The sequence below is a fragment of the Arthrobacter sp. BB-1 genome, assembly GCF_006151685.1.
GTDB lineage: Bacteria > Actinomycetota > Actinomycetes > Actinomycetales > Micrococcaceae > Arthrobacter.
Map to the genome: position 1 here is coordinate 52377 of NZ_VDEV01000004.1, position 19828 is coordinate 72204.

23 protein-coding genes and 1 tRNA gene are annotated in these 19828 nt (G+C 65.5%); 17 read left to right on the top strand and 7 right to left on the bottom strand.

The features are described from left to right. The first annotated feature begins 47 nt into the window (after positions 1-47). From FHJ30_RS02570 to FHJ30_RS02595, 6 genes are all read left to right on the top strand, one after another. Positions 48-123, top strand: a tRNA-Phe gene (locus tag FHJ30_RS02570). Positions 124-270: 147 nt separating this feature from the next. Then, positions 271-732 (top strand): Asp23/Gls24 family envelope stress response protein, encoded by a 462-nt coding sequence (locus FHJ30_RS02575; RefSeq protein WP_139027703.1) that lies wholly within the window; start codon positions 271-273, stop codon positions 730-732. After that, positions 729-920 (top strand): hypothetical protein, encoded by a 192-nt coding sequence (locus FHJ30_RS02580; RefSeq protein ID WP_104996645.1) that lies wholly within the window; start codon positions 729-731, stop codon positions 918-920. The genes FHJ30_RS02575 and FHJ30_RS02580 overlap by 4 nt, the downstream gene beginning before the upstream one ends. Continuing rightward, positions 917-1297 (top strand): hypothetical protein, encoded by a 381-nt coding sequence (locus FHJ30_RS02585; RefSeq protein WP_139027704.1) that lies wholly within the window; start codon positions 917-919, stop codon positions 1295-1297. Before FHJ30_RS02580 ends, FHJ30_RS02585 begins: the two co-directional genes overlap by 4 nt. Positions 1298-1371: 74 nt before the next feature. Beyond that, on the top strand, positions 1372-1950 hold the full coding sequence (locus FHJ30_RS02590; protein ID WP_240793551.1) for a DUF6286 domain-containing protein: 579 nt from the start codon (positions 1372-1374) through the stop codon (positions 1948-1950). After that, positions 1947-2558, top strand: coding sequence for a hypothetical protein (locus FHJ30_RS02595; protein ID WP_139027705.1), 612 nt, complete (start codon positions 1947-1949; stop codon positions 2556-2558). The genes FHJ30_RS02590 and FHJ30_RS02595 overlap by 4 nt, the downstream gene beginning before the upstream one ends. A gap of 4 nt (positions 2559-2562) precedes the next feature. Here FHJ30_RS02595 and FHJ30_RS02600 read toward each other — a convergent pair whose 3' ends face one another. Beyond that, the gene (locus tag FHJ30_RS02600) at positions 2563-4395 is read right to left on the bottom strand and encodes a glycoside hydrolase family 13 protein (RefSeq protein WP_139027706.1); all 1833 of its coding nucleotides are present in this window, start codon (positions 4393-4395) and stop codon (positions 2563-2565) included. A gap of 140 nt (positions 4396-4535) precedes the next feature. On the opposite strand from FHJ30_RS02600, the gene FHJ30_RS02605 reads away from it, so the two are divergent. The 5 genes from FHJ30_RS02605 (at position 4536) to FHJ30_RS02625 (ending at position 9191) form a co-directional block, all read left to right on the top strand. Continuing rightward, the gene (locus tag FHJ30_RS02605) at positions 4536-5825 is read left to right on the top strand and encodes an ABC transporter substrate-binding protein (RefSeq protein ID WP_139027707.1); all 1290 of its coding nucleotides are present in this window, start codon (positions 4536-4538) and stop codon (positions 5823-5825) included. A gap of 7 nt (positions 5826-5832) precedes the next feature. Beyond that, positions 5833-6867, top strand: coding sequence for a carbohydrate ABC transporter permease (locus FHJ30_RS02610; RefSeq protein WP_139027708.1), 1035 nt, complete (start codon positions 5833-5835; stop codon positions 6865-6867). Continuing rightward, positions 6864-7760, top strand: coding sequence for a carbohydrate ABC transporter permease (locus FHJ30_RS02615; protein WP_139027709.1), 897 nt, complete (start codon positions 6864-6866; stop codon positions 7758-7760). The genes FHJ30_RS02610 and FHJ30_RS02615 overlap by 4 nt, the downstream gene beginning before the upstream one ends. Further along, positions 7757-8005 carry a hypothetical protein gene (locus FHJ30_RS02620; RefSeq protein ID WP_139027710.1) on the top strand — a complete coding sequence of 83 codons (249 nt, stop codon included), beginning with the start codon at positions 7757-7759 and terminating at the stop codon, positions 8003-8005. Before FHJ30_RS02615 ends, FHJ30_RS02620 begins: the two co-directional genes overlap by 4 nt. Positions 8006-8138: 133 nt before the next feature. After that, positions 8139-9191, top strand: a complete 1053-nt coding sequence (locus FHJ30_RS02625; RefSeq protein WP_139027711.1) for a LacI family DNA-binding transcriptional regulator — start codon at positions 8139-8141, stop codon at positions 9189-9191. A 23-nt stretch (positions 9192-9214) separates the two neighbouring features. Here FHJ30_RS02625 and FHJ30_RS02630 read toward each other — a convergent pair whose 3' ends face one another. Both FHJ30_RS02630 and FHJ30_RS02635 read right to left on the bottom strand, forming a co-directional pair. Further along, positions 9215-10111, bottom strand: a complete 897-nt coding sequence (locus tag FHJ30_RS02630; protein ID WP_139027712.1) for a hypothetical protein — start codon at positions 10109-10111, stop codon at positions 9215-9217. A gap of 34 nt (positions 10112-10145) precedes the next feature. Further along, a complete protein-coding gene (locus tag FHJ30_RS02635; RefSeq protein WP_139027713.1) occupies positions 10146-10952 on the bottom strand; it encodes an exodeoxyribonuclease III in 807 nt (268 codons plus the stop codon). Positions 10953-11194: 242 nt separating this feature from the next. Here FHJ30_RS02635 and FHJ30_RS02640 point away from each other — a divergent pair, with 242 nt between their 5' ends. The 5 genes from FHJ30_RS02640 to FHJ30_RS02660 all read left to right on the top strand — a co-directional run bounded on the left by FHJ30_RS02640 (position 11195) and on the right by FHJ30_RS02660 (position 16352). After that, positions 11195-12694 (top strand): CoA-acylating methylmalonate-semialdehyde dehydrogenase, encoded by a 1500-nt coding sequence (locus tag FHJ30_RS02640; protein WP_139027714.1) that lies wholly within the window; start codon positions 11195-11197, stop codon positions 12692-12694. Further along, on the top strand, positions 12694-13833 hold the full coding sequence (locus tag FHJ30_RS02645) for an enoyl-CoA hydratase/isomerase family protein (protein ID WP_373683162.1): 1140 nt from the start codon (positions 12694-12696) through the stop codon (positions 13831-13833). Before FHJ30_RS02640 ends, FHJ30_RS02645 begins: the two co-directional genes overlap by 1 nt. Beyond that, the gene (gene mmsB / locus FHJ30_RS02650) at positions 13826-14851 is read left to right on the top strand and encodes a 3-hydroxyisobutyrate dehydrogenase (RefSeq protein WP_139027715.1); all 1026 of its coding nucleotides are present in this window, start codon (positions 13826-13828) and stop codon (positions 14849-14851) included. Before FHJ30_RS02645 ends, mmsB begins: the two co-directional genes overlap by 8 nt. Then, complete coding sequence (locus FHJ30_RS02655) at positions 14848-15624, top strand: enoyl-CoA hydratase (RefSeq protein ID WP_139027716.1); 777 nt, start codon at positions 14848-14850, stop codon at positions 15622-15624. The genes mmsB and FHJ30_RS02655 overlap by 4 nt, the downstream gene beginning before the upstream one ends. Before the next feature lie 74 nt (positions 15625-15698). Continuing rightward, on the top strand, positions 15699-16352 hold the full coding sequence (locus FHJ30_RS02660; RefSeq protein ID WP_139027717.1) for a DedA family protein: 654 nt from the start codon (positions 15699-15701) through the stop codon (positions 16350-16352). Between the two features lie 31 nt (positions 16353-16383). Here the strand turns inward: FHJ30_RS02660 and FHJ30_RS02665 are convergent, their stop codons facing one another. Beyond that, a complete protein-coding gene (locus FHJ30_RS02665) occupies positions 16384-16890 on the bottom strand; it encodes a MarR family winged helix-turn-helix transcriptional regulator (RefSeq protein WP_139027718.1) in 507 nt (168 codons plus the stop codon). Positions 16891-17057: 167 nt separating this feature from the next. On the opposite strand from FHJ30_RS02665, the gene FHJ30_RS02670 reads away from it, so the two are divergent. Continuing rightward, entirely contained in the window at positions 17058-18191 is a 1134-nt protein-coding gene (locus FHJ30_RS02670; protein ID WP_139027761.1) for an acyl-CoA dehydrogenase family protein, read from the top strand. Between the two features lie 26 nt (positions 18192-18217). Here FHJ30_RS02670 and FHJ30_RS02675 read toward each other — a convergent pair whose 3' ends face one another. The 3 genes from FHJ30_RS02675 to FHJ30_RS02685 all read right to left on the bottom strand — a co-directional run bounded on the left by FHJ30_RS02675 (position 18218) and on the right by FHJ30_RS02685 (position 19747). Then, positions 18218-19003 carry a TipAS antibiotic-recognition domain-containing protein gene (locus FHJ30_RS02675; RefSeq protein WP_139027719.1) on the bottom strand — a complete coding sequence of 262 codons (786 nt, stop codon included), beginning with the start codon at positions 19001-19003 and terminating at the stop codon, positions 18218-18220. A 33-nt stretch (positions 19004-19036) separates the two neighbouring features. After that, entirely contained in the window at positions 19037-19393 is a 357-nt protein-coding gene (locus FHJ30_RS02680; RefSeq protein ID WP_139027720.1) for a hypothetical protein, read from the bottom strand. 150 nt (positions 19394-19543) lie between these two features. Further along, positions 19544-19747 (bottom strand): cold-shock protein, encoded by a 204-nt coding sequence (locus FHJ30_RS02685; protein ID WP_013599688.1) that lies wholly within the window; start codon positions 19745-19747, stop codon positions 19544-19546. Between the last annotated feature and the right edge of the window lie 81 nt (positions 19748-19828).

The following is a 19828-nucleotide window of genomic DNA, read 5'->3' on the forward strand; positions in this document are numbered from 1 at the left end:
TCTGATTGTTGGAAGAAATTCCGGCTCTCATGGTGACTAGTCACCTAGGCTCTGTAGCTCAGTTGGTAGAGCGTTCGACTGAAAATCGAAAGGTCACCGGATCGACGCCGGTCGGAGCCACCACTGGGAAGCATCAGTTCTTCGGAACTGGTGCTTTTCTGCTTAACGCCCGTCCCCGGTGTTCCGGACCTCCCCTGCGCGGGCGCCTGCTTCTGCCGTTAAGCCTCAGCCAAGGGATAGGGTTGGGAGCAACAGAAGGGGGAGTGCCTGATGGAATACCAGAACCCACAACCCGAGGCGGCCATCCAGGGCCGCGCCGTGCCGGTCCCAGCGCCGGCTTCCGCCCTGGGCCGCACCGTAATCTCCGAAACAGCCGTTGCCAAGGTGGCAGGAATCGCCGCCCGCGCCGTCCCCGGGGTCTATTCACTGGGATCAGGACCGTCACGCGCCCTGGGCGCCATCCGGGACGCCGTCGGCAGTTCGGACCATGCTGCCGGGGTGCATGCTGAAGTTGGCGAAACCCAGGTTGCCGTGGACATCAGCCTGGTGGCCAGCTACGGAACTCCACTCCACTCCCTCGCCGACCAGGTCAGGGCGGCCGTCTACCGTGCGGTCGAGGAGCTCGTGGGACTCCAGGTCATCGAGGTCAACGTGGAGGTCACGGACGTCTACGTGCCGCCTCCCGTCAAGCCAACCACCCCAGGAACTGCAGAAAGGGAGGCGCTGCTGTGAACCTCACCGTAGCCGGTATGGCGATGGGCGCGTTCGTCGCCTTCATGTCCCTGCAGTTCGGCCTGTGGGGCTTCCTTATCTCCCTGCTCTTCATGGCGGTCGGAGCGCTGCTGGGCCGCGCCGCGGAGGGCAAACTGGACCTGCGCGGCGTGCTGGATGCCATCATCGGCCGGCGCTCATCCTCATGAGTGCGCCCGCGCCGGCCGTGCGGGCGCAGGTGCTCAACGGCCACAACCGCATCAGCACCCAGGCGCTGACCAGCCTCGCAAAGGCGGCGGCAGCCCAGGCCCTGGGCGTCGATGCACAGGACGTCAGGGCTGATTGGACCGACGACGACGGCCTGCTGGCGCTGTCCCTCGTCGCGCCGATCAGCGCACCGCCGCTGCAGGCGGCAGCCCGCGACCCCCACCGGGTGGAGGCTTTCGGCGGCTCCATCTGGGACCGCGCCGTCCGCGCCAAAGCCCACATCCTTCGTACCGTGGCAGAGCTCAGCGGCGCACAGCTGAGCCGGGTGGATATCAGGATCAGCGGCGTCAGGACCAGCCAAGGAGGGCGGGTGCAGTGAACAGGACCCGGCAGGGCAGCAGCGCGGAAGTTTCCATCCCCCGGACGCGGGTCCGCAACGCCAATGGGCCCGACATGGAGCGGATCCTGCGGCGGGAAACGCATTCAACCCGTGCGGTGGTGGCAACCGTTGCCGCAGTCGTCGTCATGGTGCTGGCCGCGTACGGCCTCCTGGAAGCTGCTGTGCATGCCATCGGCGAACCACCATGGCTCATCGATCCCCAAGTGGCGGCGCAGCGCATCGTGGCGTTGCCTGAAGGTATCCCGCCGCTGCTGCTGGGCGCCATCGGTGCCGTGCTGGCGATGGTTGGCCTGATCTTCTTCCTCAACGGGGTACTGCCCGGACGGCGTGCCAGGCACCTTCTGGCACCAAGCGGACGCGGAGGCGACGGACCCGCCGTCGTGGTGGATGACGAGGTCATCGCGTCCTCGCTGGCCCGGCGGGCCCGGCTCGCCGCCAACGTCACACCCGAACAGGTGATGGTGGTGGTCTCCCAGCGGCAGGTTGTGGTGAATGTCCGGCCAACGTCCGGCGTGCCTGTCCAGGACGAAAGCGTGCTCGCCGCCGTCCAGGACGAGCTCAACGAGATGGGGCTCGACCCCTCACCCGAGGTCCGCATCAACGTGGCGCCGTCCGGGGTGATCGGGGCATGAACAGCACCCCAAGCCTCCTCAACCGGATCCTGGTCGCCGTCCTGGGCATCAAGCTCCTGGCCATAGGCGTGCTGTTGATGTTGCTGGCAGCCGTGCCGGCGGTCAGGCCGTGGTGGCACGCCTGGTCCGCGGGACTTTGGGATACGGCCAACAGCGCCTTCAACGCCACCCGGTTCCCTGGCCGCACGGAGAGCTGGCTGTGGATTGTGGTGGCCTTCGCCCTGCTGGTGCTGATCGGCCTCATGGTGGCCTGGATCGCGCAGCAGGGCAAGGGCCGCTTCAACCTGCTGGCCGCCGAGTACGATCCCGGCGACGTTCCCGGGGATGTCCGGATCAGCGGGGGAGTGGCGGAGCAAGCCCTCAAGCAGGCCCTCGCCGGCCGGCCGGACCTTGCCGGTGCCACGGTGGTTACCTATGACGTTAAAGGGTCCCCGGCCCTGAAGGTGCGGCTCCTGCCCCGGCAGGGCGTCGCACCGCACCTGCTCGCCGCGGAAGTCGCCGGGCTGCTGGATTCCCTGGAGGACGTGGTGGGCAGGAAGATTCCCGTGCTCATCCACATCGGCGCCGGGGCGCGGACGCGCTTCGGCAGGGCCGAGCGCGTCCGCTGAACTCCTAGCTCCTGGTGAGGTAGACGGCGCAGTCCACCGGCACCTCACTCATCTGTTCCCATTCCGAGGCAGGCTCCGTGCCGCTGGACAGCTCCACGGAATAGCCTTCCGGGATGGGGGCGGAGGCAAAGCCCATGTTGGCCAGGACCAGGACATCTCCATTGTGGAAGCCCAGCAGCCCGCTTTCCGGCGCGTGGACCTCGGCCCATTCAAGGGAACCCTTGCCGAGGTTCCGGGCGGACCGGAAGGCCAGTGCGGCCCGGTAAAGCTGCAGCGTGGAGCCCTCCTCGATTTCCTGTTGGTCGGCTGCCAGCGGGCCGAAGCTCTCGGGCTGCGGAAGCCAGGGCGGGGCCGCTTCGCCCGGGAAGGACCCTGAGAAGCCGTAACCGGGTTGTTCCGCCGCCCACGGCAGCGGGACGCGGCACCCGTCCCGTCCGGTTTCCGCCCCCTGCGTCCGGAAAAAGGTGGGGTCCTGGCGGGCCTCCGCCGGAAGCGTGGTGTGCTCAGGGAGTCCCAGTTCCTCGCCCTGGTACAGGTAGGCGGAACCCGGAAGTGCCAGCTCCACCAAGGTGGCGGCCCGGGCCCGGGCCACTCCCAGGGCGGCATCCGGCTGCTCATCGTCCGCCGCGATGCCCTTGGGAAAGGTGGTGGGATCCTTGAGGCCGAAGCGGGTGGAATGGCGGACGGTGTCATGGTTGCTCAGGACCCAGGTGCAGGGTGCACCCACGGCTGCGGCGGCTTTCAAGGACGCGTCAATTGCCTCGGACATCCGTTCTGCATCCCAGCCTGCCATCAGGAAGTCGAAGTTGAAGGCCTGCTGCATTTCGTCCTGCCGGACATACAGGGCCAGCCGCTCCGCTGGTTCCACCCAGGCCTCGGCAACCATCATCCGGTCGCTGCCGTACTCCGACAGGACGCGGTGCCAGTCGCGGTAAATCTCATGCACGCCGTCCTGGTCGAAAAAGGGCGACGGCGGATACACGGGGGATACGGCGCGGTGGGGCTCCTCAGCATCGGTGTGCGCACCAGGCGCGTCGCCGGGCAGGGAGGGTTCCCTGTGCACCTCCACCTTGCCCTCAGCCGCCTTGCCCTCAGCCGATGTACCTTCAACCATTGCCGCGACCCCATCCCAGTCCGGCAGGCCGGCCTCCTTGACCATCCCGTGGGCAACGTCCACCCGGAAGCCATCCGCTCCACGGTCCAGCCAGAAGCGGAGGACGGAACGCATTTCCTCCCGCACTTCCTGGTTTTCCCAGTTCAGGTCCGGTTGCTTCGTGTCGAACAGGTGGAGGTACCACTCACCGGGGGAGCCGTCCGCCTCGGTGATCCGGGTCCACGCCGGTCCTCCGAAAATCGATTTCCAGTTGTTCGGTGCCCGGTTGCCGTCGCCGGATCCGGGCACCTCGTCTTTTCCGTGGCGGAAGATGTAGCGGTCGCGTTCAGGGGAACCCGGCGGGGCCGCAAGGGCTTCCCGGAACCATTCGTGTTCGTCGGAGGTGTGGTTGGGGACCAGGTCCACGATGACCTTCATGCCTCGCCGGTGACTTTCCTGCAACATCGCATCGAAATCCGCCAGGGACCCGAAGAGGGGGTCGACCTGCCGGTAATCCGCAACGTCGTAGCCGCCGTCGGCCTGGGGAGATTTGTAGAACGGCGACAGCCAAATGGCATCCACTCCCAGCCGTTCCAGGTAGGGCAGGCGGTCCATTACCCCGCGGAGGTCGCCCATGCCATCACCGTTGCCGTCCGCGAAGGACCGGGGGTAGATCTGGTAGACGACGGCATCGGCCCACCATTCCCGGGAAGTGTCGGAGGCAGGAACGGCCGGGTTGGACATTTGGTTCCTCTCAGATAACTTTTTGATGTAAACGCTTGCATAACCACGAGCAACATTACTAGTGTGATGGTCACCACATCAACCTCACCTAGCAAGCGCACTGCCGACTTACTTGTCACTCAGCGAGGAGCTTCAAGCCCATGAAAACCCCTAGATTCCTACTGCCGGCTGCAACTGCCGGTGTCCTGGCCCTGTCCCTGACCGCATGCGGCGGCGGAGGCGGCGGCGGGACCACTGGCGGTGGCGGCGGCGACGCCGAAAAGAACCTGGACAGCCGCGGTCCCATTACGTACGTCCAAGGCAAAGACAACAGCAACGTGGTGCGTCCCCTGATCGAAAAGTGGAATGCTGCCCACCCGGACGAGAAGGTCACGTTCAAGGAGCAGACCGACCAGGCCGACCAGCAGCATGACGACCTGGTGCAGAACTTCCAGGCCAAGAACGCCGATTACGATGTTGCAAGCGTGGACGTTGTGTGGACTGCCGAGTTTGCAGCCAAGGGTTGGCTGCAGCCGCTCAAGGACAAGATGGCAGTGGAAACCAAGGGAATGCTTGAACCTACGGTCGAAGCCGGTTCGTACAAGGGCACTCTTTACGCAGCCCCGGTGTCCTCCGATGGCGGCATTCTGTACTACCGCAAGGACCTGGTGCCGGAAGCACCCAAGACGTGGGACGAGATGATGGGGATGTGCTCCATCGCAAAGCAGAACAACATGGGCTGCTACTCGGGACAGTTCAAGCAGTATGAAGGCCTCACGGTCAATGCTTCCGAGGCCATCAACTCGGCCGGCGGATCGGTCCTTAATGACCAGGGCAAGCCGAACCTGAACACCCCCGAGGCAGAAAAGGGCCTGAACAACCTGGTGGAGGCCTTCAAGAACGGGAACATCCCGGCCGAGGCCATCACCTACCAGGAAGAGGAAAGCCGCCGCGCGTTCCAGGAAGGCAAGCTGCTCTTCCTCCGCAACTGGCCCTACGTCTACAACCTGGCCACCACTGAAGGTTCCTCCAAGGTGAAGGACGTGCTGGGCATGGCTGCCCTGCCGGGCAAGGACGGCCCCGGCGCCTCCTCCCTCGGCGGCCACAGCGCAGCCATCAGCGTCTACTCGGACCACAAGGCAACTTCCCTGGACTTCGTGAAGTTCCTGATCGAGGAAGAACAGCAGAAGTTCTTCGCAACCCAGGGCTCCCTGGCTCCGGTCTTCGGCGCACTGTATGAAGACAAAGAACTGGTTGCCAAGCTTCCGTACCTGCCGGTGCTGAAGACTTCCATCGAGAACGCTGTTCCCCGTCCGGTAACCCCGTTCTACCCGGCTGTCACGCAGGCGATCCAGGAAAATGCCTACGCTGCACTGAAGGGTGAGAAGCCTGCGAAGGACGCGCTGTCCGACATGCAGAAGTCCATCGAGTCCGCTGGCGCAGGATCGTAGCTTAGCCATGGCAACCGAATTGGGCCCGACGCCGGTAAAGCCGGCGTCGGGCGCCCCCGATGTACACCACGGTCCCAAAGGTGTAGGTGAAGACAACGCGATCCTCAGCCAAGGCAAATGGGCCTCCTGGCTGTTGGCTCCCACCATCATTGCCCTGGGCATCGTCATTGTTTACCCCATCATCAGCGCCATTGTGATGTCCTTCCAGAAGGACGCGGGGCTGGACCCGGCCACCGGGCTGTTCACCGCCGGCGGCCCCGCGGGGATCCAAAACTACGTGAACTGGCTGGGGCAGCAGTGCGCCGCCCCGAACGGCGGTACCGTCGCTTGCCCGCCGGGCACCCTGGGCGGCCAGTTCTGGACCGCCACCGGGACCACCTTCCTCTTCACCGTCATCACCGTGGCCTTCGAGACAGTGCTTGGCTTCTGGATGGCCATGATCATGGCGCGGACGTTCAAGGGCCGCGGCCTGGTCCGCGCAGCCGTCCTCGTTCCGTGGGCCATCCCCACCGCTGTCACGGCCCAGCTGTGGCTCTTCATGTTCGACTTCAACGGCATCATCAACAAGCTGTTCAATGCGTCCATCCTGTGGACCGGCAGCGAATGGCCGGCGAAGTGGGCAGTGATCATCGCGGACACCTGGAAAACCACGCCGTTCATGGCGCTGCTGATCCTTGCCGGCCTGCAGATGATTCCGGCTGAGGTCTACGAGGCCGCAAAGGTCGACGGCGCCACTGCCTGGCAGCGCTTCCGCCTCATCACGCTTCCGCTGGTGAAGCCCGCGCTGATGGTGGCCATCCTGTTCCGTACCCTGGACGCCCTGCGCATGTTCGACCTTCCCTACATCCTGACCGGCGGTGCCAACAACACCACCACGCTCTCCATCCTGGTGATCAACCAGATCAGGCAAGGGTTCAACTCGGCAGCTGCCTTGTCCACCATCACGTTCATCATCATTTTCCTGGTCGCATTCATCTTCGTCCGGTTCCTCGGTGCGAACGTCGTGGAACAAAGCGGAGCCACCGGTAAGGGGAAGAAATGACAACCACAACTGCCGCCACGGCATTGCGGGCGCAGCAGGACAAGGGCCGCAAGGCCGCCCAGACCCGGGAAAAGTGGGCCAGCGCCCGCACCTATATCAGCGCCGTCGTGATCCTGATCTGGTGCCTTGCACCGGCTTACTGGATGGTGGTGACGGCGTTCCGCGAGGTGGGCTTCACCTACGACACCACGCCTTGGCCCACGCACGTGACCATGGACAACTTCATCACTGCCTTCGATACGTCGTTCGGCAACAAGTTCGGCCAGGCGCTCATCAACAGCATCATCATCGGCGTGACTGTCACGGTGGTCTCGCTGGTGATCGGCGTCTTCGCCGCCTATGCGTTGGCACGCCTGAACTTCCGGTTCAAGTACCTTGTGCTGGGGTTCATCCTGGGCGCTTCCATGTTCCCCGGCGTTGCCCTGATCACGCCGCTGTTCCAGCTGTTCACCAACATCGGCTGGATGGGCACCTACCAGGCCCTGATCATCCCGAACATCTCCTTCGTCCTGCCGCTCACCGTCTACACACTGACCTCCTTCTTCCGCGAGATGCCGTGGGAGCTTGAGGAATCAGCCCGTGTTGACGGTTGCACGCAGGGCCAGGCGTTCCGGAAAGTGATCATGCCCCTGGCAGCCCCGGCCATCTTCACCACGGCGATCCTGGCCTTCATCTCCTCCTGGAATGAATTCCTGATCGCCAGCCAGCTGTCCAATGAGGCAACGAAGCCGGTCACGGTCGCCATCGCCAGCTTTGCCGGCGCGCAGCCCAACCAGATTCCGTACACCGCCATCATGGCGGCAGGCACCATCGTCACCATTCCTTTGGTGATCCTGGTGCTGGTCTTCCAGCGCAAGATCGTTGCCGGCCTGACGGCGGGTGCGGTCAAGTGACACGCGACGCTTCCCGCTCCCGCACTCCGGGGGCGGGAGGCAGCCGCCGGCTCCTGAGGTCCGGCGAGGATTTTGACATCATCATCGGGTTCCTCGGCTTCTGGGCCCTGGTCCTGCTGGTGGTCACCGTCTGGATGGAGGTGACTGCGCAGCCCGCCCTCGGCTGGGCCCTGGGCCTGCTGGCAATGCTTTTGGCACTGTACGGAATGGTGCGGCTGCGGCGGCGGCTGCCGGACCGGAAGTAGCACGGCTTACCCGCTGCCGGCGTCCACCCGGCGCGGTAACACTGCGAGGCAGGCCTGTGTCCAAAATACGATTGGCACAGGCGTATCGCATTAAGCAGGGCGGGTACCTGCAGGGAGTACATGAGGGGACACCGTGGCACGCACAACTGAAAGGTCTCAACGGGGAGGCCACAGCGGTGTCAGCATCGAGGATGTGGCCGCAGCAGCAGGAGTTTCCACTGCCACGGTTTCGCGGGCGGTACGGGGGCTGCCCCGGGTATCGCCTGCCACCCGGGAGAAGATCCTGGAGGTCGCCGGGAACCTGGGCTACGTTGCTTCCTCCTCCGCGTCCGGCCTGGCCACCGGACGCACCAGGACCATCGGGGTCCTTGCCCCGTTCGTGAGCCGCTGGTTCTTCTCCAAGGCGATCGAGGGCGCGGACCGCGAGCTGCATGCCCGCAACTACAATCTTTCGCTCTTCAACCTGGGCGGCCACGGGAGCAACCGGGAGCGGCTTTTCAGCAAGACCATGGTCTACAAGCAGATCGATGCCCTGCTGGTGCTGTGTATGGCTCTGACCCATGAAGAGCTGGACCACCTGCAGAAAATCGACATCCCCCTGGTGGTGGTGGGGGGCCACGTCGAAGAGTGTGCCTACATCGGCATCGACGACTATGCCGCTGCCTCCGCTGCCGTCCGCCACCTGATCGACCTTGGCCACCGGGACATTGCCCTGCTGCACGGAGACGACGAGACGGACCTGAACTTCGACGTTCCCCGGGTCCGCATCCTTGCATTCAAGGATGTCATGACGGCAGCCGGCCTCCCCACGCGCCCGGAGTGGGATGAATGGGGTGACTTCACCGTCCGCAGCGGCCAGGAAGCCTTGCGGCGTCTCTGGTCCAAGCCGGGGAAGAAGCCGACTGCCATCTTCTGCGCCTCGGACGAAATGGCCATGGGCGTCATCTTTGAAGCGGCCCGCCTTGGCATCCGGGTTCCGGAGGAACTTTCCGTGGTGGGCATCGATAACCACGATTTCGCCGACGCCATGGGACTGACCACTGTTGGCCAGCGGCCCGATGAGCAGGCCGAACTGGCTACCAAGATGCTCCTGGACGAACTGGACGGCGAGATCGGCGCCGTCCGGTCCGCCGTCGCGCCCCATGAACTGATCGTCCGAAGGACAACGGCGCCGCCCCAGGCTTGAACGCCTGGCCTGCGCGGCCAGCGTCAGGAGGCGCGCGCCAGCTGGCGGATAGGGATCCACCGGGATGCCAGGCGCCGGTAGGCTGCAGCGGCGCCGGTCATGTCCCCCTCAGCAAGGCATTCAATGCCCAGCCGGATGTCCATGGGCGAATCGTCCGGGTACACCTTGTCGGCAACAGCCCCGTAATCGAGCTCCACCATCGAATTGACGTGGAACAGTTCCAGCCATTCCGTGAGCTGGGCGAGGTCGTCCAGCATGTCCAGGTCCGGTGCGGCGAGGGCCAGGTTCGCCACGGCGTAGCGTGCGCGCTCCAAGGCGTCCGTTATGGGCGCCCACACCCGTACGGTGACGATCCGGCCACCGGCCTCCACCACGTCCTTGTGGTCTGATTCCATGAACAGGGAAAACCAGCTGAAAGGGATTCCCCAGGTGGAGGCGCGGGTGTGCACCCGGACGGATCCGTCGCGGGCCTTGACTTGGTCTATCCGTTCCTGATGCTTGTCCCGCTGCTCCTCGGGGATCAGCAGCTCGGCCAGCGGACCGTGGATGCCTTCCATCAGGGCGTTGGCCGCCAAACCGGCCCGGAGCACCAGCTGGCTGGGGCAGTAGAGCAGCACAGGCTCCTCGTCAGCACCGTCGTCGGATGCTTCACCGGCGGTTCCGCTGGTTGGTGCCGGAGCAGTGGTGACGCGCACCAGGTCCGTGCGTCCCGTGGGGAAGGGATCACCGCCGGAGCGCGTGATGCGTCCCAGCGAGGCCAGCAGTTCAGCATTTTCGACGGCGGCGCGGGAAGCCGAGCGCGCCCCCTCCGCCTGGATTGCCTGGCGCTGCTCCTCGGGGAAGGCCTCCAGCGGCTCGTAGACCCGGAGGGTGGACGAGAACGGCAGGCCGGCCTGGCCCCGGTAGAGGTTTCCGGTCATCAGGGCCTCCTAATGTGGGTCCAGGATGCTGCCATCAGTCCGCCAGTTCCACCAGCACGGGGGCGTGGTCCGAGGCGCCCTTGCCCTTGCGCTCCTCGCGGTCGATCGAAGCGCCGGTGACGCGTGCCGCCAGGGCCGGGCTGGCCAGCACGAAGTCGATCCGCATGCCCTCCTTCTTGGGGAAGCGCAGCTGCGTGTAGTCCCAGTAGGTGTACACGCCCGGGCCCGGGGTGTACGGGCGCACAACGTCGGTAAAGCCGGCTGACTCGAAGGCGTGGAAGGCGGCACGCTCGGGCGGGCTGACGTGGGTGTAGCGGTTGTTGACGAACAGATCGATGTCCCAGACGTCGTCATCGAACGGTGCGATGTTCCAGTCGCCCATCAGGGCCACCTGGGCCCCGGGGTCCTGCGTGACGAGTTCCTGCGCGTGCGTCTTCAGGCTCTCGAGCCATTTGAGCTTGTACGGCATGTGTTCGTCGTCCAGGGAACGGCCGTTGGGGACGTACAGGCTCCAGATGCGGATGCCGGCGCAGGTGGCAGCCATGGCGCGGGCTTCCTGTACAGGATCCTTGCCGGCCTTGCCGAACGAGGGCTGGTCCAGGAAGGTGCGTTCCACGTCCTCCAGCCCCACCCGGGAGGCGATGGCCACGCCGTTCCACTGGTTGACGCCGAAGTGGGCAACCTCGTAGCCCATCCGCTCAAAGAGCTCCCACGGGAAGTTGTCGTCCTTGCACTTTGTCTCCTGGATGGCCAGGACATCGCAGTCGCTGCGCTGAAGCCAGGCTTCCACGCGGTCGGCGCGGGCACGGAGGGAGTTCACATTCCAGGTAGCAATCTTCACAGTTCCTAACCTACCTTGAGCGCTGGAAATGCGGACCGGGCAGGGCTCCGAAACGGGGCACAACGGCGCGGACCCGCGCACGCGTGGGGCCGAGCCAGGCGAAACCGGGCACCAATGTGGGCACGACGGCGGCGCCCGCCCCAGTGCCCCAGGGCAGGGCAGCCCGTATGGAAGTTAGTAGGAAGTCCGAGTATATTCGCAACCAGGAATGACCTGGATCACATGCGAAGGAGCCTGCAGCCATGGTCCGCGAACTGTCCCATTTTGTCGGCGGCCAGCATGTTGCCGGCCTGTCGGGCCGCTTTGGCGACGTCTTTGATCCGTGCACCGGCCAGGTCCAGGCCCGGGTACCGCTCGCCGGCCGGGACGAGGTACGGAACGCCGTCGCTGTTGCTGAGAAGGCGCAGGGGGAATGGGCAGCCATGAACCCGCAGCGGCGCGGCAGGATCATGCTGCGGTTCGTGGACCTGGCCAACCGGGACATCGATGGGCTCGCCAGGCTGCTCTCCTCGGAGCACGGCAAGACCCTCGCCGATTCGAAAGGCGATATCCAGCGCGGCCTTGAAGTGGTGGAATTCGCTGCCGCCGCGCCGCACCTGCTCAAGGGCGAGTTCTCCAGCGACGCGGGCCCGGGGATCGACATCCACTCGCTGCGCCAGCCCCTTGGCGTGGTTGCCGGCATCACGCCGTTCAACTTTCCCGCCATGATTCCGCTGTGGAAATCCGGCCCCGCCCTGGCCGCCGGCAACGCCTTCATCCTGAAGCCCTCCGAACGCGATCCCTCCGTGCCCCTCCGCCTGGCCGAGCTGTACACCGAGGCAGGTGTTCCGGACGGGGTGTTCAACGTGGTGAACGGAGACAAGGAGGCAGTGGACGCGCTGCTGGAGGATCCCCGGGTAAAAGCAGTCGGGTTCGTGGGCTCCACCCCCATCGCACAGTACATTTACGCCACGGCCGCGGCCCACGGAAAGCGGGCGCAGTGCTTTGGCGGCGCCAAGAACCACATGGTGGTCATGCCCGACGCGGACCTGGACCAGGCAGCCGACGCCCTGGTCGGTGCGGGCTACGGCTCCGCGGGCGAGCGATGCATGGCTGTTTCAGTGGCAGTGCCGGTGGGGGAGGAAACGGCCAACCGGCTGGTGGCAAGGCTCCAGGACCGGGTCAAGGCGCTCAAGGTGGGCCCCAGCCTGGACAAGGACACTGACTTTGGCCCGGTTGTCACCGCTGCCGCCAAGGAACGCATCGAGGGCTACATCCAGGCAGGGGTGGACGAAGGCGCCACTCTGCTGGCCGACGGCCGGGGATTCAGCGTAAAGGGGCATAAAGACGGCTTCTGGGTAGGGCCAACCCTCTTTGACCACGTCACCAAGGACATGGCCATCTACCGCAACGAGATTTTTGGTCCCGTCCTCAGTGTCGTCAGGGCGGCTGATTACGACGACGCCCTGCGGCTGTGCACAGAAAACGAGTTCGGGAACGGCGTGGCGATCTTCACCCGCGATGGCGATGCCGCCAGGGATTTCGCCACCCGGGTGGACGTGGGCATGGTGGGCATCAACGTCCCCATCCCCGTGCCCATCGCCTATTACACGTTCGGGGGCTGGAAGGCCTCAGGGTTCGGCGACCTGAACCAGCACGGCGCGGACGCGTTCCGTTTCTATACCAAGACCAAGACGGTCACCACACGGTGGCCCTCAGGAATACGGCACGGAGCCAGCTTCGTGATGCCGGAAGGAAGCTGATGACTGCAAGCATGGCAAAGGGCGCAGCGAACCGTGCGGGGAATCCGGACGGACCTGCAGGCAGCATCGCAGAGGTGCTGTTCGAGCGCCGCGGCAGGCTGGGGGTGGTGACGCTCAACCGGCCCAAGGCGGTGAATGCGCTGACGGCGGGGATGGTTGGGGCGCTGTTGAAGCAGCTCACCCTATGGGCGGACGACGACGGCGTTGCCACGGTACTGGTGCAGGGGGCGGGCGACCGGGGCCTCTGTGCCGGCGGTGACATTGTGGCGATCTACGAGGACATGGTGGCGGGCGGTGGCCGGACGGCGCAATTCTGGGAGACGGAGTACCAAGTCAACTCCCTCATCGCCCGGTACCCCAAGCCCTACGTGGCACTGATGGACGGGCTGGTGCTGGGCGGCGGCGTCGGGATTTCCGCGCACGGGTCCCTCCGAGTGGTCACGGAACGCACCCGGACCGGAATGCCGGAAACAACCATCGGCTTCGCCCCCGACGTTGGCGGGACCTTCCTCTTGGCCCGCGCCCCCGGGGAAACCGGAACCCACGCCGCCCTGACTGGTGCCCACCTGACCGCAGCGGACGCCCTGTTCCTTGGCCTGGCCAGCCACTTCGTCCGGTCCGAAAAGCTGCCCGACCTGGTGGCGGCGCTGGAGGACGAAACGCCGGACGCCGCCATTGGGCGCTACCGGGAGGAGGCCCCGCCTTCCGTGCTGGAGGGGCAGCGGGGCTGGATCGACAGCTGCTACGCCTCGGACGACGCCGAGGAGATCGTGCGGCGCCTGCGAGGCTACCAGGGCGGGAAGAGCGCCGAGGCCCTGCAGGCCGCGGACACCATCGAGGCAAAGTCGCCGACGTCGGTCAAAGTCACGTTGGCCTCCTTGCGCAGGGTCAAGGGCCGGACCCTGGACGAGGCCCTGGCCCAGGAGTACCGCGTTGGCCTCCGGTTCCTGTCCGCGCCGGACTTCCGCGAGGGAATCCGGGCGCAGGTGGTGGACAAGGACCGGAACCCGCGCTGGAACCCGCCCACCCTGGCCGGGGTGAAGCCTGCCCAAGTGGACCGCTTCTTTGAGCCGCTGGGCAGCCGGGAACTGGGCCTCAACAGTGTGGACCTGCAGCTGAAGGAGCCTGACCATGCCTGAAAAGTACACCGTCGCGTTCCTGGGCCTTGGCCACATGGGCGGCCCGATGGCAGTGAACCTGGTCAGGGCCGGCTACCCCGTGGCGGGCTTCGACGTGGTACCGGCAGCCCTTGAAGCCGCCGGGGCCGCCGGCGTCCCTACCGCGGCCGGCGCGGAGGACGCAGTATCCGGCGCGGACGTGGTCCTCACGATGTTCCCCAGCGGCCGGCATGTCTTGGACGCCTACCGCGGGAACGGCGGACGACGGGGGCTGCTGGCGGCGGCGAAGCCCGGAACCATGTTCCTGGACTGCTCCACCATCAATGTCGATGAGGCCCGGGAAGCGGCAGCCCTCGCCGTTGGCGCCGGCCACCGCTCCGTGGACGCTCCGGTTTCCGGCGGCGTGGTGGGCGCAGAAGCCGGCACCCTGACCTTCATGGTTGGCGGGGAGGACAAGGACTTCGAATACGTCCGTCCGCTGCTCGAGGTCATGGGCAAGCGCGTGGTCCACTGCGGAGCGCACGGCGCGGGCCAGGCTGCCAAGATCTGCAACAACCTGATCCTCGGAGTCTCCATGATCGCCGTCAGCGAGGCTTTTGTGCTGGGGGAGAAGCTGGGGCTGAGCCACCAGGCACTGTTTGACGTAGCGTCGGCGGCGTCCGGGCAATGCTGGGCGCTCACCACCAACTGCCCGGTACCCGGGCCCGTTCCCACGAGCCCTGCCAACCGGGACTACCAGCCCGGTTTCGCCGGAGCCCTGATGGCAAAGGACCTCAACCTTGCCCTCAACGCGCTGAAAAGTACGGGGGTGGCGGCGCGGATGGGCCCGCTGGCTGCCGAAATCTACGATACGTTTGCCGCGGGGGAGGGCGCCGGCAGGGACTTCTCGGGCATCATCACGGACATCCGCGCCATGTCCGGGCACCGGGCCGGCACCGAACCAGACATTTCAAGAAGCAGTGCACCGCACGACGCATCAGGCGGTGCACTACCAAGCGCAGCACGCAATGCAGCGCAGGACGACGGGAGCCCGGAGTGACGGAATACGCGAACATCCTCGTGGAACAGCGGGGCCGGGTAGGCCTGGTGACGCTGAACCGGCCACAGGCGCTTAATGCCCTCAACAAGGCCACCATGGAGGAACTCGTGTCCGCCGTGAGGATCATGGATGCCGATCCGGGCGTCGGGGCGGTGGTCATCACGGGCTCTGGCAAAGCTTTTGCTGCCGGGGCTGACATCAAGGAGATGGCGGCCCAGGGCTACATCGATATGTACGCCGCCGACTGGTTCCGCGGCTGGGAGGATTTCACCCGGCTCCGCATTCCCACCATTGCCGCCGTGTCCGGATTCGCCCTGGGGGGCGGGTGCGAACTGGCCATGATGTGCGATCTCATCATCGCGGGGGACAACGCCAAGTTCGGGCAGCCGGAGATCAACCTGGGCGTCCTGCCGGGCATGGGCGGCTCGCAACGGCTGACCCGCGCTGTGGGCAAGGCCAAGGCCATGGACCTGATCCTCACGGGGCGGTTCATTGGAGCGGAGGAGGCTGACCGCTGCGGCCTGGTGTCCCGGGTGGTGCCTGCGGAGGATGTTTTGGAGGAAGCCCTCAAGGCTGCCGAGGTGATCGCGTCCAAGTCCAAGCCCGCCGCCATGGTGGCGAAGGAAGCCGTGAATGCCGCCTTCGAAACCGGGCTGGCCCAGGGGGTCCTGTTCGAGCGCCGGCTGTTCCACTCCCTCTTCGCCACCGAGGACCAGAAGGAAGGCATGGCGGCGTTCACCGAGAAGCGCCAGCCGGAATTCAGGCACCGGTAAGGATGGGCCCAGCCTGTTTACAGGTGCGTAAGGTAGACAGGGCAGGGCAACCTTGAACCGGATGGGGGAATTGTATGTGGGCGATGGCGGCGGATGCTGGTGGCTCGACAGGCAATCTCACCGGTTTGGTAGGTGTGGCTGCCCGCGCCATAGAGCGGCTGGGCGAGTGGGGTGTAGGTGCGTTCACCCTGGCCGAAACCGTGGTGCCGCCTATCCCCAGCGAGGTGATCCTGCCGTTGGCCGGCTACCTCGCCAAGCAGGGAGCCCTGAACCTGTTGCTCGTGTTCGTCACCAGCACCCTCGGGGCCTACCTTGGTGCACTGTTCCTCTACTGGCTTGGCGCCAAACTGGGCCTGGAGCGTTCCATCCGGGGGTTGTCCAGGCTTCCGCTGGTGGACCGGGAGGATTTTGAACATGCGGCAGGCTGGTTCCGCCGCCACGGCAGGTCATCGATCTTTTTCGGCCGGCTGCTCCCCGGGATCCGCAGCCTGATCTCGCTCCCGGCGGGGGCGTCCCGCATGCCGGTGGGCACCTTCAGCCTGTTCACCCTGGCCGGCAGCGGCCTCTGGAACGGAGCACTGATTGGCCTGGGGTACCTCCTGGGCACCCAGTACCAGCTGATCGAGCAGTACTCCAGATTCCTGAACTACGCTGTCTACGCTGCCTTGGGGGTTGCGGTGATCGCACTCGTGGTCAGGCGGTTCAAGCGGGCAAAGTTCCGGCGCTGACCAGCCGCATCACCAATCCAAACAATCCCCTTCACTCCTCAAAATCGCCGGCGTTCCGGCGGAAGGCGTGGAGGATCCGGATCAGGTGTTCCACGTCGCCGGGATCAAACCCAGGTGCGCTGAACACCTCGGCGTTGAGTGCCGCCGTCGAACGCTTGGCAATAGTGCGCCCCTCGGTGGTGAGTTCAATCAGCGTGGTCCTGCCGTCCGTAGGGTGCCGGAAGCGGGCCACCAGGCCGGCGCGTTCCAGCCGGTCCACTGCATTGGTGATGGACGTGGGGTGGACCTGGAGCAGGGCGCTCGCCTTGTTCATGGGAAGCGAGCCCTTCCTGGCGAAGCTCAACAGCGCCAGGAGTTCATAGCGGGCAAAGGTGAGGCCGAACGGTTTGAGGATGGACTCGATCCTGGCGAGCAGGATCTGCTGGGTGCGCATAATGGCCGTTATGGCCGCCATCGGAGCGGCCACATCCCCCCAGCCGTGTTCTTCCCAGTTCCGCTGGGCTTCAGCAATGGGATCGCGGGACAGCGGGGCGGCCATGGCACACCTTTCCTTGTGGTGACGTGGCTCACTTTTCCTAGCCTTGTGAATATACTAGGACATCCAATGGTTAGGTGAAGCGGAAGGGACTTATACCCGTGCAGCCCGTGGAGCCCCTGCAGCCGCAACGTCCCGCCGACGCACTCCCTTTTCCTGACGCGGACCTGATGTATGTGGCGGACCTCCTGCCTGTGCGCGAACGCCAGCGGTACCTCAGTGTCCGCGAATTCCTGCAGGCAAGGGTGCGCCAGGCATCCATCCCGTACTGGAACCGCGAAGAGTTCCCCTTCGAACTGTTGGCGGAGTTGGGCCGGCATGGCCTTGGGGCGCTCCAGGTGGACGGCAGTTCCCTTCTGTTCAAAGGGCTCATGTATGTGGAGTTGGCCCGGGCGGATGTGTCCCTCTCGGCCCTGGCCGGGATCCACAACGAACTGATCGTGGGCACCCTCACCGAGCTGGGGTCCGAGGAGCAGAAGGTCCGCTGGCTGCCGGGGCTGGAAGCCTTCACCAGCCTGGGGGCCTTTGCGCTGACGGAACCCGGCCATGGGTCCGACATTTCCGGAGGGCTGGAGACGTCCGCCAGGCTGGACGGCGACGAGTGGATCCTGAACGGCGCCAAGCGCTGGATCGGCGCGGGAACCATCGCCGACTTTGCCCTGGTCTGGGCGCGGGACGTGGCTGACCGGCAGGTCAAGGCCTTCCTTGTGGAGACGGGCCGGCCCGGCTATGCAGCCACCAAGATCTGCAACAAGATAGGCCTGCGGATCATGCAGAATGCGGACATCACCCTACACGACGTCCGTATTCCGGCCGCCAACCTGCTTCCCGGAGCCACCGACTTCACCAAGGCGAACCACCTGCTGCGGGACTCCCGGGCATGGGTGGGCTGGCAGGCCGCCGGGATCCAGCTGGCCGCGTTCGACGTTGCCCGCGCCTACTCGTTGAGCCGCCGCCAGTTCGGCAGGGAACTGGCGCGGTTCCAGCTGGTCCAGCAACAGCTCGCGGACATTTTGGGCAACGCCACTGCCTCCCTGGCGCTCATGGTGCAGCTGGCACGCATCCAGGAGGAGGGGAAGCTGGAGATGGCCCAGGCCGCCATGGCGAAGGCCACCACCACCCGGCTTGCCCGCGCATCGGTGGCCATGGGGCGGTCCTTGCTGGGCGGCAATGGCATCAGCGCCGACTACGAGATGGGCAAGCTCTTCGGAGACGCTGAAATCCTCTACACCTACGAGGGCAGCTATGAGATCAATTCCCTCATCGTGGGACGTGCCGTCACCGGCAAGTCGGCCTTCGTCTAGCCGGGCCGCCCTGCTTCGGCCGGAACCTAGAGGTTCCGGCCCGCGTAAACCAGCAGTGCATCACGAACAAACTCCGCCCCCGCTTCGCCCCCGTAGTTGGCGGCGAACCTGGCATCGGCCACGTACATTTCCGCCAGCCCAGTCACGTACCCCTTGATGTCCCCGCCCTGCTCGGCGGCGGGTGTCCCCGGAATTGATGACAGCCATTCCACATGCCGCCGGGCCAGGTCCTGGGCCTCAGCCCCATCCGGGGCAGCCCCGGAACCTGCGGCAGCGATCCAGTCTCTGCCGAGCCTTCCAGCGCCGGACTTCCACGCCTGTTTTTCCGCTGCATCCATACCCCGCCACCAGGCGTCGCCCTTTGCGTAGGCATCCTTGCCCCAACGTTCTTCCACCTCGTCCTTGTACTGCGTGTGGTCGAAGCCGTCGAACATCTTTTCCGCCACCATCTCGCCTCCTCCTTTCATTGTTTCGATCGTTTGCCGGACAGACGCCATCTGCCGCGAAAGCCGTTCCTGTTCCTGGCCCAGCCACTCCAGGTGGTGGCTGAGCGCCTTGACGGCGTCCGTCTGCTGGCGAAAGACCTCGGCAATGGCCGGCAGGCCCAGCCCAAGCTCCCGCAGGAGGAGGATCCGCTGCAGCTGCAGGAGGGCGGCGGCGTCGTAGTACCGGTAGCCGTTGCCGCCGATCCGGCTGGGCTTCAAAAGCCCAATGTCGTCATAATGCCGCAGCGTGCGGCTGGTGGTCCCGGCCATCCGCGCGATGTCCTGGATGGCCCAGTCCGGGCCCCTTGTGCCTTCCGCCGCATCCATGCTTTGAGCGTAGGGGTTGACGCGGCGTCAAGGTCAAGCGGGCTTTTCGGGAAAACCGTGGCCGCGGGGATGGCGCCGGGCTGACCGGTTCCGGGCCTGGGCCACCAGGCGGCTGAACGCGAAAATGAAGACTGCCTCGATGGCCAGCATCAGCCCCACGAGCAGCCATTGCCCGCGGGCAGCGAAAAATATGCATCCGGTCAGTGCCAGGACGGTCCCCAGCGCGAGGGCGTACACGGCAAATCCGATGGCGACACGCGCGCTGCGCACGCCGGTGCGGAAACCAAAGCCGAGGGGTTCCCCGCCGGGGTGCCCGGGAACGCGGTCAGGCGCCGCCGGTCCCAGCCTGTCGAACTCCTCCCAGGGGTCTTGGCCCTGGTCCTGTCCCATCACCCTCCAATTGTCCCAAACCCGGAACAGGAATGGGGGGGAGGGGCGGAGCTGAAGCGGAAAAGCAAAACAGCGGCCCCTCCAGCATGATGCTGGAGGGGCCGCTGCCTGGTACAGGTTCCCCGGCAGGAGCCGGAGGTCGCCTAAGCCTTAGAGCGGGCGGATGTTCTCTGCCTGCGGGCCCTTGGGACCCTGGGTCACATCGAATTCAACCTTCTGGTTCTCATCGAGTGAGCGGTATCCGCTGCTGGCGATTGCCGAGTAGTGGGCGAAAACGTCAGCGGACCCGTCATCGGGGGCAATGAAGCCAAAACCCTTTTCGGCGTTGAACCATTTAACTGTGCCTGTTGCCATGGCTGCATTCCTTCGTGTGACTCTGATTCTCTCCCCGGGCAGTCGGCCCGAAGTGCGCGGAGAACGTCCCCCGCAGTCCCC